This is a genomic window from Longibacter sp. (assembly GCF_051155795.1).
In the GTDB taxonomy this organism is placed as follows: domain Bacteria; phylum Bacteroidota; class Rhodothermia; order Rhodothermales; family Salinibacteraceae; genus Longibacter.
On sequence record NZ_DAXETW010000005.1, the window covers coordinates 82,409 to 98,657 of the forward strand.

Below are 16,249 nucleotides of genomic sequence, written 5' to 3' on the forward strand. Positions count from 1 at the left end.
ATGAGGGTGCGTTGCACGCCGCCGCGGGAAAGCGGACGTGCCATGTTACCAGCATTCGACCGCCGTACGTTCGCACCCCGCATCACGTTCTGTCACCATCCGGAGGGCGCCAGAAGCGGCGTTCAACACAACAGGGGCGCGGTCTAATCGACCACGCCCCCGTATTCGTTTTGCACGAGTGTCGGTGTGTCAACGTCCTACTACCGGACCACGACAACACGTCGCGTCGCTTGAAACGCCTCTCCGCGTACGCGCACGAAGTAATGGCCGCTCGCGAGCCCGTCCGGACGGACGACCAGTCGCTTCGGGTCATTGGCTCGCACCTCCCCGTCACTGAGCGTGCGGATGCGACGTCCGAGGGCGTCGAAGAGGTCGACCGTGACACGCTGTGGGGAGCGAACCGTGATTTCGATCGTCCCGCGCTCGGAGAGCGGGTTCGGTGCTACGTCAGAGACGCGGTACGCCCTTTCCAGGCCCACCGTGACGAGCCGATCTGTGCTGTAGGTGGTTGATCCGTCCACATCCACCTGCTCCAGTCGAAACGTGTGATCTCCCACATCCAGATCTTCGACGCGGAAGCGGTAGGATGTCGACGCATTCGTCGTCCCGGCACCATCAACGAATCCAATGCGGTCATATCCGGTGTCGGTTTTCTGCTGAATGTGAAAGCCGGTGTTGTTTGTTTCGGAGGTCGTGGTCCACGTCAGAACCGCCGTCTGACCGTCCGTGCTTGCACGGAACTGCGCCAGTTCGACCGGCAGGGCACCACCGCTCTCCGCGAGGGTGAACCGTCCGAGGTCGGGGAGACCGAACGTTGACGCCACGTTGTTCGACACGTCGATGGTGACGTTTGACGTTTCGAACCAGTTGGCGCCGTCGTCAACTGTCTGGAAGACACCCAGCGCGGACGCGTCGGTGACCGATGACGTAGCCAGTTCATCGTCTCCACCGTCGGAGCCGTCGTCATACTCCAGGTCCAGGTCGACGTCCAGGCCGGTGTTGGTCGCGGCCGTGATGTCGTAGATCCGGCTGATCGATCCGACGCCTTTGGTGACCGGCTCACCGTCGGTCCGCGTAACAGTCACTTCCCCGGGCGAGACGGATCCGTTGGCGGTGAGGACCGCACCAATGTCTCCGAACGAAGAGCTTCCGCCGGCGGCAACGGTGCGCGTGGCCTGAATGCGACCCGCGGTAAGCCCCCCGTCCGTGAGTGTTGCCTGATCCCCGAGGACGACCGGCGTCCCGTCAATTTCGCTGTTCAGTCCAACGGTCAGTCCGGTCGCGACCTGAATCGAACCCGTCGGGGTGCCAAGAACAACACCGTCGCCGACGTCAATCGCGTCCACCGTCGCAGTGCCAGTTGACGCAAAGCCGAGATCCGAAGGAAGGGTGATGTTCTCGTTGTACATGGCACCGTCAGCCAGCCAGATCACGTCGCCGTCCGTTTGCTCTGCAAGATCGAAAGCGGAGCGCCCGTATGCACTACTTCCTCCGACGCCGTCTGCCGACACGGTAATGCTGCGACGTAGGCCAAAGACATTCGATGCCGTCGACGAAGCGTTGCCTGCCTCCGGACGAAGGGTTGTGGCATCCGACTCTGAGACGTACGTCACGGGTCCCAGCGTATTATTCGCCAGAATGATTTCCTGGAGCTGCGTCGTCGTCGTAACGGAGACGGGGGAACCCGTATCCGGATCGATCACCGGAATACCAGCGCCGAGGACCACCGGCGTCCGGGTGATTTCACGAACGTCGTTGCCACGAAAGTCCAGGCTGGCCGTTGGGTTGTAGATGGCTATCGCCGTGAAGTCGTCTTGAGCGTCGCCGTCGGCCGTCGCTTCGATCGTGTTGTCGACCACGCTGATCTCGCTTCCGTCCACGATCCAGATGGATTCGTTTCCAGCTCCGCGCAGGGTATTGTTTTCAATCGTGTAATTGTTATCCGGGTCGCCGAAGAAGCCAATCGGACCGCCCGAGATATCGCAGCCAGACACCTCGACATTGGTACCATCGATTCGTATCGCCGACGCCGTATTGGCGAGGCTTCCTCCTCGTTCGATGACGAGTCCGGAGATTTCTACGCCGTCAACGTCCGCCCCGACGAATAGGGTCGCCGCGTTCGAAGGTGAAGCGCTCGTTTGGGCGATTCGGAAGTCCTTAATTTCAATCCCACTCAGTCCGAGGCCATCCTCGATCCGAATGGCGGTCTCCGCTGAACCCTGCGGTGTGGATTGCACGGTCACCTGGTCGGCACCGGCGCCCTGGATCTGCAGGTTCGACTCGATCACGACGTCTTCATCCGGCCCGTACGTGCCGGGACAGATGTAGATGGACGTCAGCGCATTGTCGGTATTCACGGCATTTACGGCGTCCGTCAGCGACGCGTAGACGTTCGCTGTACCGCTGGCGTCACAGTCTACCGTGGCACCCGGAGCCGCCTGGCCGTCATCGTCAACGACCACGTCACCGCTCTGGGCATGGGCCTCTGGCGCGAGGAAGAGCAGAAAGAGAACACTGAGCCACGCGAGCGGCCGAGTTAAGCGTGTAGCGTACGTCATCATAGAGAAAGGGGTTTGAGAAGGGGCCTCGCCCGAATGGTGTACACGAAGTAGGTCCGGGACCGACAGAAATGCTGACGTTCCATCCGCAGGACGCCTCCAATCTTGCCGACGAGGAAGACAAAGTGCAGGAAGCAGGTGTACATGTACGTGCCCGCATATTCAGCGGCCAATATATTGTGTTCAAGAATCATGCGACGTGAGACGGAGATTGATCGGCCGGATCGCAAAGCGATAGATCGGTGATATCAGTCGCCACGTCGGCCCGGAACGAACGCGTTTCTACACGGGGAGCGGTCCGTGGTGGAAAAAACGAAACCGCCCCGGCCTCACGATGGAGACCGGGACGGTCGTGGTTTTCTGAAGCGTCGGACGCCTAAGGCGACCGAGTTATCCTCTAGCTATCCTCAGAGGATGCCTTGATGGCTTCGGTGCTCGGCGCACCGTCTCCGGCGGCCTTGCCGTCGCCGGCAGGCTCGCCGTTGCCACCGATCGCCGCCTGAAGCTCTTCGAGCTCCGACTTCGATCCGACAACGATGTCGCGGTAGCGCCGCTGGCCGGTACCGGCCGGAATGCGGTGTCCCACGATGACGTTCTCCTTGAGCCCGTAGAGCGGGTCGTTCTTCGCTTCGATGGCGGCGTTCGTCAGGACCTTCGTGGTCTCCTGGAACGACGCGGCCGAGACGAAGGAGTCGGTCGAGAGAGCGGCCTTCGTAATGCCGAGAAGGACGGGCTCACCTACGGCAGGGCGGGCCTCCCGCACCTCGACTTCCGGCTTGTCCTCACGCTTAAGCTCGGAGTTCAACTCACGTAGCTTCCGGCGCGAGATCACTTCACCGATCTTGATGCCGGACTCGCTCGGGTCGGTCACCACGAACTTGTCGTAGAGCTCGTCATTCACCGCCGCGAGCTCGTGGCGATCGACGATGTCCTCTTCGAGGAAGTGGGTATCGCCAGGCGCGGTGATATTGACGCGCTTCATCATCTGGCGGATGACGACCTCGATGTGTTTGTCATCGATGTCGACGCCCTGCAGGCGGTAGACCTCCTGAATCTCGTTCAGCAAGTACTCCTGCACGGCTCGCGGACCCTTGATCGCGAGGATGTCGTGCGGGGCGATCTGTCCATCGGACAGCGCGTCGCCGGCCTGCACGTAGTCATTCTCGTGAACCAGCAGGTGCTTCGACATGGAGACCATGTAGGTCTTCTGCATGTCGTCGTCCCGGCTTGTCACGATAACCTCCTGCGACCCACGTTTCCGGTCGCCGAAGCTGACGATGCCGTCGATCTCGGACACGGTCGCGAGATCGCTCGGCGTCCGGGCTTCGAAGAGTTCCGTCACACGCGGGAGACCGCCCGTGATGTCGCTCGTCTTGGCCGTCTGACGCGGGATCTTAGCAATGACCGCACCGGCCTGTACCTGATCGCCGTCGTCGACCTGAATCCGCGACCCGACCGGCATGTTGTACTCGCGCTCTTCGCCGTCGGGCATGTCGACCATGATAGCCGGCGTCAGCGTACGCTCGCGGCTCTCGATGATGACTTTCTCCTTATGGCCGGTCTGCTCATCGGTCTCTTCACGGTACGTCGTGCCTTCGATGACGTCGTTGAAGCGGATTTCGCCATCGACCTCCGTCAGGATCACGCTGTTGTACGGATCCCAGCTGGCCATGACGTCGCCCTGTTCCACGTCGTCGCCGTCCTCCACAAGGAGTTCAGCACCGTAGGGTACGACGTAGCTCGTGAGTTCGCGACCGGATCCGTCGGGATCCATCACGCGAATCTCACCCTGACGGGTGAGAACAATTTCCTTCGGGCCGTCGGAGTCTTCGTACGTCACATGACGCAGGTTTTCGAACTCGACAATGCCCTTCTGACCCGCCTGGATGGTCGACTCGGCCGAGATACGGCTGGCCGTACCACCAATGTGGAAGGTCCGGAGCGTAAGCTGGGTCCCGGGCTCGCCAATCGACTGAGCCGCGACCACACCCACGGATTCGCCCACTTCGACCATACGCCCCGTAGCGAGGTTGCGGCCGTAGCAGAGCGTGCACACGCCCTGACGGGACTCACAGGTCAGAACCGAGCGGATTTCGATCTCTTCGATCGAGGTTTCGGCAATGCGCTGGGCCGCCTCTTCATCGATCAGATCGTTGGCGTCGAGAATCTTCTCGTCCGTCTGCGGATCGTACACGGCGTGCACCGACATACGTCCCACAATACGCTCGGAAAGCGGCTGGACGACATCCTCGTTGTCTTTCAGCGCCGATACCTTAATGCCGCGAAGCGTCCCGCAGTCGTGCTCCGTAATGGTCACGTCCTGCGACACGTCGACGAGACGACGCGTGAGGTAGCCGGCGTCGGCCGTCTTCAGCGCTGTGTCGGCGAGTCCCTTCCGCGCACCGTGCGTACTGATAAAGTACTCCTGCACGGAGAGACCCTCCTTGAAGTTGGAGATAATCGGGTTTTCGATAATCTCTCCACCGCCTTCACCGAGGTTCTTCTGCGGCTTGGCCATCAGGCCACGCATGCCGCCGAGCTGGCGGATCTGCTCTTTCGAACCACGCGCACCGGAGTCGGCCATCATGAAGATGGCGTTGAAGCCCTGGTGGTTTTCCTTCAGCGTGTTGAAGAGCACCTCCGAGACGCGATTGTTCGTCTGCGTCCAGATGTCAATCACCTGGTTGTAGCGCTCGTTGTCGGTGATAAAGCCCATCGCGTAATTGTTGCGGGCCTTATCGACCTCCTTGTTGGCGTCCTCGATCAACTCCAGCTTCTCGTCCGGGACGATGATGTCCGAAAGCGAGAACGTGATGCCGGACGTCGTGGAGCGGCCGAAGCCCATCTCCTTGATTTCGTCAAGGAAGCGCGAGGTCTCCTTGAAGCCGGTGGCCTTCAGGACGCGCGAAATGATCGGCCGGGAATTCTTCTTCGTCACCACCTCGTTCACGAAGCCGACGCCGTCCGGCACCACTTCGTTGAAGAGGACGCGACCGACCGTCGTGTCAAGCAGTTCGCCCGACCCGTCCGGGTCCCGCAGCTTGATCTTGGCGTGCGTATGGACGATGCCCTGATCGAAGGCCTGCCGCACCTCGTTGACCGTGGAGAAGCGCATGCCTTCTCCCTTCTGCCCGTCGCGGGCCTTGGTGATGTAGTAAAGGCCGAGGATCATGTCCTGCGTCGGAACGGCGAGCGGACCGCCGTTGGCCGGGCTCAGGATGTTGTGGCTCGACAGCATGAGCACCGTCGCCTCGAGGCACGCCTCGTGCGAGAGCGGTACGTGGACGGCCATCTGGTCACCGTCGAAGTCGGCGTTGAACGCCGTACAGACGAGCGGGTGGAGCTGGATGGCCTTGCCCTCCGTCAGCACCGGCTGGAACGCCTGAATGCCGAGACGGTGCAGCGTCGGCGCACGGTTGAGCATCACCGGGCGACCCTGGATCACCTTCTCGAGGATGTCCCAGACAGCCGCCGTCCGTCGCTCGACGTATTTCTTGGCGCTCTTGACGGTCTTGACGATGCCACGCTCGATCAGCCTCCGGATGATGAACGGCTTGAAGAGCTCGACCGCCATCTCCTTCGGAATACCGCACTGATGGAGCTCAAGCTCCGGGCCGACGACAATGACTGAACGACCGGAGTAGTCGACGCGCTTCCCGAGCAGGTTCTGGCGGAACCGTCCCTGCTTCCCTTTCAGCATGTCGCTGAGGGACTTCAGCGGGCGGTTCGACGAGCCGCGAACGGAGTTCGACTTGCGGCTGTTGTCGAACAGAGAGTCGACAGCCTCCTGCAGCATCCGCTTCTCGTTCCGCAGGATCACCTCCGGCGCCTTGATGTCGATCAGGCGCTTAAGACGGTTGTTGCGGATGATGACGCGCCGATAGAGGTCGTTCAGGTCACTCGTCGCAAACCGACCTCCATCCAGTGGGACGAGCGGGCGCAGTTCCGGTGGAATGACCGGAATGACGCGAAGGACCATCCATTCCGGGCGGTTCTCCATACGCGTCTTCGCGTCGCGGAACGCCTCGACGACGTTCATACGCTTCAGCGCTTTGGCCTTCCGCTGCTGGCTCGTTTCGGTTTTCACCTGGAACCGAAGCTCTTGCGAGAGCCGATCCAGATCAAGACGCTCCAGCATCGTTTCAACGGCTTCACCGCCGATCATGGCGAGGAACTTTTCCTCGTCATCGTCCGGAAGACGATTGTTGTCTTCCCGAATCTGATAAAGGATGTTAAAGTACTCCTCCTCAGTAAGGAGCTGGTTCTTCTTCACCCCCAGGCGCTCGGCCGTGCCCGGCTGGATGACGATGTAGTTCTCGTAGTAGATGACCTTCTCCAGGTCCTTCGACTTCAGACCGAGCAGGTGGCCGATCTTGTTCGGCAGCGTCTTGAAGTACCAGATGTGAACCACCGGCACGCTCAACGTGATGTGGCCCATCCGTTCGCGACGGACGGCCTTCCGGGTCACCTCGACGCCACACCGGTCACAGATAATGCCCTTGTAGCGGATGCGCTTGTACTTGCCACAGTGGCATTCATAGTCCTTGACCGGACCGAAGATCTTCTCGCAGAAGAGCCCGCCCATCTCCGGCTTGAACGACCGGTAGTTAATGGTTTCGGGCTTCATCACCTCACCGTAGGAGCGCTCCAGAATGTCTTCCGGAGACGCCAGGCTAACGGTGATCTCGCTGAAGTCCTTGTTGATCTCTTTGGTTTTTCCGTACGGCATATTCGATTGCGGAATGTGAAATTCGGGATGCGGAGTTGACGCAGAGAGGAACCGTGCGATGAAGAGCAGGGGCGGCCCCCTGGCCCCTCACCGGACACGGCACTCCGCAATCAATCGAGCGTGACTTCGAGGCCGAGCCCCTGCAGCTCGCGAACGAGAACGTTGAAGCTCTCGGGGACACCCGCGGACGGCATGTTCTTGCCCTTGACGATCGACTCGTACGCGCGGGAACGTCCTGACACGTCGTCGGACTTGTACGTGAGCATCTCCTGGAGCGTGTGCGAGGCTCCATAGGCGTAAAGCGCCCAGACCTCCATCTCACCGAGACGCTGTCCACCAAACTGAGCCTTACCGCCCAGCGGCTGCTGCGTGATGAGGCTGTAGGGCCCGATCGACCGGGCGTGCATCTTGTCCTCGACGAGGTGGCTGAGCTTCATCATGTAGATGTGCCCCACCGTCGTTTTCTCGTCGAAGGCCTCGCCGGTCCGGCCGTCGTACAGCTGCGCCTTTCCGTCGCGCGGCAGCCCCGCCTCTTCGAGCTGGTCCGCGATGTCGTCCATCGAGGCACCGTCGAAGATCGGCGTTGCGTACTTAACACCCAGCTTATCGCCGGCCCATCCGAGCAGCGTTTCGTAGATCTGCCCGAGGTTCATCCGTGACGGCACACCCAGCGGGTTGAGGCAAATGTCGACGGGCGTCCCGTCTTCGAGGAACGGCATGTCCTCCTGCGGCACCACCTTCGCAATGACCCCCTTGTTGCCGTGGCGGCCAGCCATCTTGTCGCCAACGGAGATTTTTCGCTTCCGCGCGACGTAGACTTTCGCCATCTGCACGATACCCGCGGGCAGTTCGTCGCCCATCTGGACCTGGTGCTTCTCGCGCTTGGCCTTGCCTTCGATGTCGCGACGACGCGACTTGTAATTACGCAGCAGCGAGGCAATCTGCTCGTTAAGGTCTTCGTCCTCCGTGAACTTGAGGCGGGTCGACAGGCTCTGCGGATCGACCTCGTCGAAGGCTTCTTCCTTGAACGTGGCGCCTTCAGACAGAATGACGTTTCCGTCACGGTCTTCAATGCCGGCACTCTCAACGTCGCCGACGAGCTTGAAGAATTTATCCCAGAACCGATCGTTCAGGTCGGCGCGCTCGCGCTCGAGATTGTTCTCGATGTTCTCAAGGCGCCGCTCCTCCATCTTCTTGGAGGCCGGGTCGAGCTGGCGACGGCTGAAGAGCTTCGTGTCGATGACGACCCCGTCCATGCCAGGCTTGGCCTTCAGCGAGGCGTCTTTCACATCGCCCGCTTTGTCTCCAAAGATGGCGCGAAGCAGTTTCTCTTCCGGCGTCGGATCGGTCTCGCCTTTCGGGGTGATCTTACCAACGATAATGTCGCCGGGGTTGACCTCGGCTCCGACGCGGATAATGCCGCGCTCGTCGAGGTCCTTCGTGGCCTCCTCGGAGACATTCGGAATCTCACGGGTCAGCTCTTCCTCCCCACGCTTCGTGTCGCGGACCTCATGCTCGAACTCCTCGACGTGCACGGAGGTGTATACGTCGTCCGAGACGAGGCGCTCACTGATGACGATCGCATCCTCGAAGTTGTACCCGTGCCACGGCATAAACGCGCACAGCACGTTCTTACCGAGCGCGAGTTCGCCCTTCTCGGTCCCAAAGCCGTCCGTCATCACCGTGCCTTTCTCGACACGCTGCCCCGTGCGGACAATCGGCTTCTGGTTCATCGCCGTGTCCTGGTTCGTGCGGCGGAACTTGGTCAGCTTGTATTCACGAACCGGCTCACCGAACGTCAGGTCGGTTTCGTTCTGGTCTTCGTCGTACTGAACGACGATCCGCTCGGCGTCAACGTACTTGACTTCTCCGGGGCCTTCGGCAACCACCACCGCCCGCGAATCCTTCGCGACGCGGCCCTCGAGGCCGGTCCCGACGATCGGGCTGTCGGCGCGGAGAAGCGGCACTGCCTGTCGCTGCATGTTCGCTCCCATGAGCGCACGGTTGGCGTCATCGTGGGAGATGAACGGAATCAGGCTGGCCGACGGGGAGACAATCTGGTTCGGGGCGACGTCCATGTACTGGACCTCGTCCGGCTCGACGATCGGGAAGTCCCCGCGGAAACGGCACTTCACCTGGTCGGTCTGGAAGTTGCCGTCCTCATCGATCGGCGCATTGGCCTGCGCGATGATCGCCCGATCCTCCTGCTCGGCCGAGAGATACTCGACCTCTTCGGTCACGCGACCGTCCTCGACGACGCGATACGGCGTTTCGATAAAGCCGAAGTCGTTGATGACGCCGTGGACACACAGCGACGAGATCAGACCAATGTTCGGGCCCTCCGGCGTCTCGATCGGGCAAAGCCGGCCGTAGTGTGTGTAGTGGACGTCGCGAACCTCGAATCCGGCGCGCTCACGCGTCAGGCCACCCGGCCCGAGCGCCGACATCCGGCGCTTGTGCGTCAGCTCAGCCAGCGGGTTCGTCTGATCCATGAACTGGCTCAACTGGTTGGTCCCGAAGAACGTGTTGATCACGCTCGAGATCGTCCGTGCGTTGACCAGGTCCTGCGGCGTGAACTTGTCGGCATCCCGCAGATTCATCCGCTCCTTAATCGTCCGCGCCATACGCGCAAGTCCAAGAGAGAACTGGGAGCCGAGCTGCTCACCCACCGTCTTGACCCGGCGATTGCCGAGGTGGTCGATGTCGTCGGCGGTGCTCTCGCCGTTCTGCAGCTTCACGAGTTCGCGGACGATGCCGACGATGTCTTCCTTCGTCAGCACCTGCGTGTCCGCGTCGACGTCGAGCTCGAGACGCGAGTTGATGCGATGGCGCCCCACTTCGCCGAGATCGTATCGCTTGTCGGAGAAGAAGAGCCGCTCGAGAGCGTTTCGAGCCGTATCCAGATCCGGCGCTTCGCTTCCGCGGAGCTGCTGGTAGATCTCCCGCAGCGCTTCGGCCTCGTTATGCGTCGAATCCTTCTTTAGCGTCGAAACGAGCGTCGATTTGTCGAGCGCATCATCGTCCACATCCTCTTTGATGAGGTACAGGCGAGTGATGCCGTGCTCTTCAAGCTCCTCGAAGTCACCTTCTTCAAGCTCGTGCTCGGCCGGCAGAATTACCTCTCGCTCGGTTTCTTCGTCGACGACCTCGCCGGTGTCCTCATCGACGATCTCGATCGTCTTCTCGATCGTGACGCTGGTTGCGAGTTCGCGATCGAGGTAGTCGTTAAATGTTTCCTCGTCCGCCACGTCCACCGCATCCGCAAGGTCGAACATGCGGATAATCTCCTCATTCTCGGAAAAGCCGAGTGCGCGTAGGAGGGTCGTGACCGGCACCTTCTTTTTGCGGTCGACATATGACCACAGGACATCGCGGACGTCCGTGGAAAACTCCATCCACGAACCGCGGAACGGGATGACGCGGGCACTGAAGAGCTCCGTGCCGTTCGAGTGAATGTCCTTACTGAAGAAGACGCCAGGGCTCCGGTGGAGCTGGGACACGATCACGCGCTCGGCACCGTTCACGATGAACGTACCTCGCTGCGTCATGTAGGGAAGCGTACCGAGGTACACCTCCTGCTCGATGGCTTCGATGGCTTCATCGTCGCCGTCTTCTTCTTTACTCGAGAGGCGAAGCGTCGCCTTCAGAGGGACGGAGTACGTCAGACCCTGCGCGATGCACTCTTCGATCGTGTGCTTCGGCGCGTCGAGCTCATACGAGATGAACTCGAGCGTGTAGCGCTCGCGACTATCTTTAATGGGGAAGTGCTCGTGGAAGACGGCCTGCAGGCCCTCGTCGTCCGCCCGGTCTTCCGGGGGGACGTTATCCTGAACAAAGTCGTGGTACGCTCGAATCTGAACGTCCAGGAAGTCGGGGTAGTCCCACACCGAGGGGATGTCCGCGAACGTCTTGCGCGGCGGCGCATCCTCCAGATGACCGGTGGTTGCAATTTGACCGTTGAGAAGGGTGGGCATAAGCTATGGTGTGAGCGTGGTTGTACGTTCAGTCCGGACGAGCACGGCTTCAGGCGGGGCGGGCACCGCGGGAAGCATTAGGCTCGTGGGCATTCTGGATAGCGGGCGTTTCGAGGGCTCGAATCGCGTCGTTTGTGCAGTTGGACGCGATGCGGAGCCGGCAAACGAGTGGACGGTGCGGGTACCGTCGGTGCGGAGCGGGGCTGTGGGCGGTCGACCCCTCCCGGTAAAAGCGGAACCTCAAGGGCGGCGGGGGCAAGCCCGTTCTGCGGTGCGGGGCGCGGCGCACGCGCCGGTTCAACCCTCCCCGCGCACCGGGAACCTGAGGGCCGCGGTCGTTCACTCCGGCCACGCCGTTATGCTGCAACGACGGAATCGGGGCAACGAACCGGGTCGTGCAAGCCGTGGGTCGAAGACCGCGGAAACCGGTTACCCAACCGGCCCCGGTTGTGCGTTTCGGGTGGCGGCGATCACATCGGGCAACGCCCCGGGGGCGTTTCCTCCCTTCGCCCGTGTGTCATACCTTATCGTCGCATCAGCGAACGCGCCGGGGCCCGCCGGTGCGATGGGGTGCGACGATGCGTGATGCGTTTCCGTGGGGGAAGCGCGACGCGAAATGCGTTGAGACATACGCTGGTGGTCTCGGTGCACTCGGTACGCCGGAGTCGGGACGCTGACGGCGACTGCGGAGGTCACACGCGGGGCGAATGCAAATCGGCCCCGTCAGTCCCAGGTCGGTGGTTCCGGAATACGCAGGTGCAAAATGGACAGCCCGACTCCGCTCGTCGGACTTGTAGATTATTTAGCAATGCATCAACGCCGTGCCCGGGGGCTTGTTTCGGGATTTGGAGATGTTCCCATGCCAGATTTTATTTTAGGATCGCACCTCACTCGCGGCAGACGTCGATTCCCTTCCCATCACAGTCTTTTCATCGAAACGCGGGTCGAGGCGGGGGGCATGCTGTACGAAAACGCGTCGGGCCAACCCTCCGGTCTGGAAGGTCGGCCCGAGGCGTCACGTTCGAGATGCAGCCGAGCCGCGAGGTGCGCGGCCCGTGCAACCGAAGGCGCAGAACGCCTACTTCAGCTCGACGTCGCCGCCGGCATCTTCGATCTGGGTCTTGAGCTCGTCCGCCTCGTCGCGCGGAATGCCCTCTTTGATCGGGCTCGGGGCTTCATCGACGAGCGCCTTGGCTTCTTTGAGGCCGAGGCCGGTGATCGAGCGGACCTCCTTAATGACGGCAATCTTATTGCCGGAGACGCCTGTAAGGACGACGTCAAACTCTGTCTTCTCTTCACCACCGTCGGCTCCGTCGCCGCCCGCAGCGCCACCGGCCGCAACAGCGACCCCGGCCGAGGCGGGCTTAATGCCGTACTCTTCCTCGAGCACGTCGGCCAGCTCACTGGCTTCTTTGATGGTGAGATTGACGAGCTGTTCTGCGAGTTCTTGAATGTCTGCCATAGTCGTTGGGACCTGCGACGGTCTACGTCTTCTGCCCGTCCGGGCGTGAGACTGCGTCGCGCTTTAAGGTATTCGTTAGAAGAAATCGAACCACGTGCCGGCAGAGGCCGTCCGTGGGTGCTGCGGTTGCTACGATGACCTGCCTGAATGAACCCGCGACCGTGTACCGATCCGGGCCCGGCAGATGCATGGGGGGAATCGATGGCGCGTAGTTATGCGTCTTCGCCTTCACCATCGGCGATGGACTTGATGGCGCCGGCGAGTGTACTCGCGGGGCCCTGAAGGCTGCCTGCGATCGTCTGAGCCGGCCCAAGGAGGAGACCCACAACGTCGCCGACGAGTTCTTCGCGCGACTTGAGCTTGGCGAGTTCCTCGAGCGCTTCGTGCCCCTCGTACATGTCGCCTTCGATGTAGGCGACCTTGAGTTCGGGGCGCTCCAGGTCTTCGTCTTCGAGGAAGTCCTTGAGGACGCGCGCCGGCTTAGCCGGGTCGTCGCTGAACGCGACGGCCGTCGGGCCAGAGAAGTGCTCGGCAAGGGCGTCCATGCCCTCGATCTTGTCGAGCGCAATCTGCGCCAGCGTGTTCTTGGTAACCATGTAGTCGACACCGGCTTCGCGAAAGCGTCCGCGAAGCTCGTTTGTCTGGTCGACGCTCAGGCCGGAGAAGTTGGTCAGGTAGATGATCGGGCTACCATCGAGCTTCTCGCCGATCTGCTCGATGATGTCCGCTTTCTGTGCTCTCGTGAGAGGCATGAGGGTGTATCGTGTGGTTCAGGAGGTTCGGTCGAATGCGATCCAGGGCGTGCCGCCGGGTTGCGACGGTCCGGAGCTATCGTGCGTCGGAGAGCACGGAGCTGCGGTCCACGCGGATGGGCGGGCCCATGGTGGTCGACATCGTGATCGACCGGAAGTACAGCCCCTTGGAGGAGGCCGGACGCAGGTGGAGCACTTCTTTCAGGAAGGCGCGGGCGTTCTCGTAAATCTCTTCGACGGAGAACGAGGCTTTCCCGATCGACGTGTGGAGATTGCCGTGCTTGTCGACGCGGAACTCGATCTTGCCGGCTTTCACCTCTTTCACGGTTTCGGCGATATCCATCGTCACCGTCCCACTCTTCGGGTTCGGCATGAGGCCGCGGGGACCGAGGACGCGCCCGAGTCGGCCGACCTGGCCCATCACGTCCGGCGTGGCGATCACCACGTCGAACTCGAGCCAGTTGTCATCTTGAATCCGCTGGACGTACTCGTCGAGACCGACGTGATCGGCACCAGCTTCTTCCGCTTCGGCCTGCTTCGCGTCGTTCGCAAGCACGAGCACGGTGACCTCGCGGCCCGTGCCGTGCGGGAGCGCGACGGAACCGCGCACCATCTGGTCTGCGTGCCGTGGGTCTACGCCGAGACGAAGGTCGAGGTCGACCGATTCATCGAAGTTGGCGGTGGCCGTCTGCTTCACGATGTCCGTTGCCTGTCGAAGCGTCAGGGGGCCGTCTTGCTGACCGACGATCTCCGCTGCCTGACGATACCGTTTTCCTTTCTTAGCCATGTGAATCTGGGGTTTTGCGGTTCGAGCGTCCCCACCCGTGGTTCCGGGCAGCGGACTCCCGCGTGATCATAAGGGGATTCGAGTTGGTGCCGGAACGACCGGGCACCGGAGCCCACGAATGGTGGGCCGTACGCGCTTACGATTCGGGCTTGCCTTTCACCGTGATGCCCATGGAGCGAGCGGTCCCGGCAATCATGCGGGCCCCCTGCTCCGGCGTATGCGCATTCAGATCCTCCATCTTTTGCTTCGCAATATCGATGCAGTCCTCCCACGAGACCGTCGCCACCTTCTCGCGGAGCGGATCGCCCGCGCCGCTTTCGATTCCGGCGGTCTGCTTGAGAAGAATCGACGCCGGCGGACTTTTGACGATGAAGTCGAACGAACGGTCGGCGTAGACCGTGATTTCGACCGGCAGCAGCGTCCCCATGTCGTCCTGGGTGGCTGCGTTAAACTTTTTGCAGAACTCCATGATGTTCAGCCCATGCTGACCGAGGGCCGGACCAATCGGCGGCGCAGGGTTGGCCTGGCCGGCTTTGATCTGAAGCTTGATGACGGTTTCGACTTGTTTTGCCATGTAGACCTTCGCGGTACCGGCGTGGCGGAAGCCACTCCCGCGTTTTCTAATGTCGTGATGTAGTGAATCGGCGTGTGCGCATCATTATCCCGCACACAAGAATGCCCGCGTGGCGTGCATCACCCACGAGGGCGGAGTAAATCCGGGCGTTGGGAGCCGTGTGCGCTACTCTTCGTGTTCAACCTGCAGGTAGTCGAGTTCGACGGGGGTCTTCCGGCCGAAGATCGAGACCATCACCTTCACCTTCATCTTCTCCGGGTAGACCTCTTCAACGAAGCCGTTGAAGCTATCGAACGGGCCGTCGACGACCTGAACCGGGTCGCCCACCTTGAAGGGGATCTCCGGCTGCTCGCCCATCTCTTCGGCGCGATCCATCTTGCCGAGGATGCGCTGAACCTCGTCGGGGCGGAGCGGCGTCGGGTCGTCTCCGGTTCCGGCAGTCAGAAAGCCAATCACGGACGGCAAGCCTTCAGCCATCTCGCGAAGTCGCGGCGTCAGGTCGCAGTGCATCATGATATACCCGGGAAAGAAGGTTTTCTCCTTCGTTTTCTTCTTTCCGCCGCGCATCTCAAAGACGGTTTCGGTCGGAATCAGGATCTCACTGATATCATCTTCGAGATCGAGCCGGTCGATTTCGCTTTCCAGGTACCGGCGCACCTTTTTCTCATGTCCCGAGAAGGTGCGCAAAACGTACCACTTCTTGATTGCCGCCATGCCGTCGGTTGCGTGAATCAGTCGGAGAGGTCGTGAATCGGTTGGGGAGCGCGGTGTGCGCGAGGCCCCGAGAGCTACTGATAGATGACCTCAAGCGCCGTGCTGATCGCCTGGTCGGCGATGAAGATGAAGCCCGAAATGATGATCGTGGCCACGAGCGTGACGAGCGTGGAGTTGATGAGCTCCTCCCTCGTCGGCCAGTTGACCTTCTTCATCTCGGTGATGACGTTCTGAAGGTACTCTACAATCCAGCCCATACAGGTTCAGTCGGTCAGAGTCGCCCCGTGACGGCCTCGAGACCAGCCACGGGGCGAAGGTGATGGCATCTATCCCGGCGCATAATTCCGGGGATGCCGAAGTCAATCGCGATGGATGTTCTTCGCCGCTGGGACGAAAGAACGAATGGCACGGGCGGAAGGACTCGAACCCTCAACCGGCGGATTTGGAGTCCGCTGCTCTGCCAATTGAGCTACGCCCGTAAGTGAACCATGGAGTTCGAAAGGCTCAGGCGTGCATTTGTTGCAGCCGGAGCCCCGAACTCCGTGATTCAATCTAAACCTCTTAGTCGAGGATCTCAGTCACGACGCCGGCGCCGACGGTGTGCCCGCCCTCGCGGATCGCAAAGCGCAGCCCGTCCTCCAGCGCCACCGGCTGGATCAGCTCCACCTTGAACGTCGCGTTGTCCCCCGGCATCACCAT

9 protein-coding genes, 1 tRNA gene and 1 pseudogene are annotated in these 16,249 nt (G+C 61.3%); all 11 read right to left on the reverse strand.

Going from position 1 to position 16,249, the window contains the following annotated elements; genetic code table 11:
• Positions 1 to 200: 200 nt before the first annotated feature.
• Complete coding sequence (locus ACFCU0_RS01030; RefSeq protein ID WP_434971796.1) at positions 201 to 2,561, reverse strand: right-handed parallel beta-helix repeat-containing protein; 2,361 nt, start codon at positions 2,559 to 2,561, stop codon at positions 201 to 203.
• A 394-nt stretch (positions 2,562 to 2,955) separates the two neighbouring features.
• Positions 2,956 to 7,287, reverse strand: a complete 4,332-nt coding sequence (rpoC, locus tag ACFCU0_RS01035; protein WP_434971797.1) for a DNA-directed RNA polymerase subunit beta' — start codon at positions 7,285 to 7,287, stop codon at positions 2,956 to 2,958.
• Between the two features lie 110 nt (positions 7,288 to 7,397).
• On the reverse strand, positions 7,398 to 11,261 hold the full coding sequence (gene rpoB, locus ACFCU0_RS01040; RefSeq protein WP_434971798.1) for a DNA-directed RNA polymerase subunit beta: 3,864 nt from the start codon (positions 11,259 to 11,261) through the stop codon (positions 7,398 to 7,400).
• A 1,078-nt stretch (positions 11,262 to 12,339) separates the two neighbouring features.
• Positions 12,340 to 12,723: a 50S ribosomal protein L7/L12 gene (gene rplL / locus ACFCU0_RS01045; protein WP_434971799.1), complete on the reverse strand. Its 384-nt coding sequence runs from the start codon at positions 12,721 to 12,723 to the stop codon at positions 12,340 to 12,342.
• Between the two features lie 212 nt (positions 12,724 to 12,935).
• On the reverse strand, positions 12,936 to 13,475 hold the full coding sequence (gene rplJ, locus ACFCU0_RS01050) for a 50S ribosomal protein L10 (RefSeq protein WP_434971800.1): 540 nt from the start codon (positions 13,473 to 13,475) through the stop codon (positions 12,936 to 12,938).
• A gap of 76 nt (positions 13,476 to 13,551) precedes the next feature.
• Positions 13,552 to 14,262 (reverse strand): 50S ribosomal protein L1, encoded by a 711-nt coding sequence (rplA, locus tag ACFCU0_RS01055; RefSeq protein WP_434971801.1) that lies wholly within the window; start codon positions 14,260 to 14,262, stop codon positions 13,552 to 13,554.
• 136 nt (positions 14,263 to 14,398) lie between these two features.
• The gene (rplK, locus tag ACFCU0_RS01060) at positions 14,399 to 14,836 is read right to left on the reverse strand and encodes a 50S ribosomal protein L11 (protein WP_434971802.1); all 438 of its coding nucleotides are present in this window, start codon (positions 14,834 to 14,836) and stop codon (positions 14,399 to 14,401) included.
• A gap of 165 nt (positions 14,837 to 15,001) precedes the next feature.
• Entirely contained in the window at positions 15,002 to 15,550 is a 549-nt protein-coding gene (nusG, locus tag ACFCU0_RS01065) for a transcription termination/antitermination protein NusG (protein ID WP_434971803.1), read from the reverse strand.
• A 74-nt stretch (positions 15,551 to 15,624) separates the two neighbouring features.
• Positions 15,625 to 15,807: a preprotein translocase subunit SecE gene (secE, locus tag ACFCU0_RS01070; protein WP_434971804.1), complete on the reverse strand. Its 183-nt coding sequence runs from the start codon at positions 15,805 to 15,807 to the stop codon at positions 15,625 to 15,627.
• Between the two features lie 146 nt (positions 15,808 to 15,953).
• Positions 15,954 to 16,029 (reverse strand) — tRNA-Trp (locus ACFCU0_RS01075).
• A gap of 82 nt (positions 16,030 to 16,111) precedes the next feature.
• Positions 16,112 to 16,249, reverse strand: a pseudogene (gene tuf / locus ACFCU0_RS01080) (elongation factor Tu); the annotation flags it as partial.

Excerpts from the sequence above, each read along its gene's own strand:
- rplA (WP_434971801.1), bottom strand. The coding sequence starts at position 14,262 with ATGGCTAAGAAAGGAAAACGGTATCGTCAGGCAGCGGAGATCGTCGGT.
- ACFCU0_RS01030 (WP_434971796.1), bottom strand. The coding sequence starts at position 2,561 with ATGATGACGTACGCTACACGCTTAACTCGGCCGCTCGCGTGGCTCAGT.
- rpoC (WP_434971797.1), bottom strand. The coding sequence starts at position 7,287 with ATGCCGTACGGAAAAACCAAAGAGATCAACAAGGACTTCAGCGAGATC.
- nusG (WP_434971803.1), bottom strand. The coding sequence starts at position 15,550 with ATGGCGGCAATCAAGAAGTGGTACGTTTTGCGCACCTTCTCGGGACAT.
- rpoB (WP_434971798.1), bottom strand. The coding sequence starts at position 11,261 with ATGCCCACCCTTCTCAACGGTCAAATTGCAACCACCGGTCATCTGGAG.
- rplJ (WP_434971800.1), bottom strand. The coding sequence starts at position 13,475 with ATGCCTCTCACGAGAGCACAGAAAGCGGACATCATCGAGCAGATCGGC.
- rplK (WP_434971802.1), bottom strand. The coding sequence starts at position 14,836 with ATGGCAAAACAAGTCGAAACCGTCATCAAGCTTCAGATCAAAGCCGGC.
- rplL (WP_434971799.1), bottom strand. The coding sequence starts at position 12,723 with ATGGCAGACATTCAAGAACTCGCAGAACAGCTCGTCAATCTCACCATC.
- secE (WP_434971804.1), bottom strand. The coding sequence starts at position 15,807 with ATGGGCTGGATTGTAGAGTACCTTCAGAACGTCATCACCGAGATGAAG.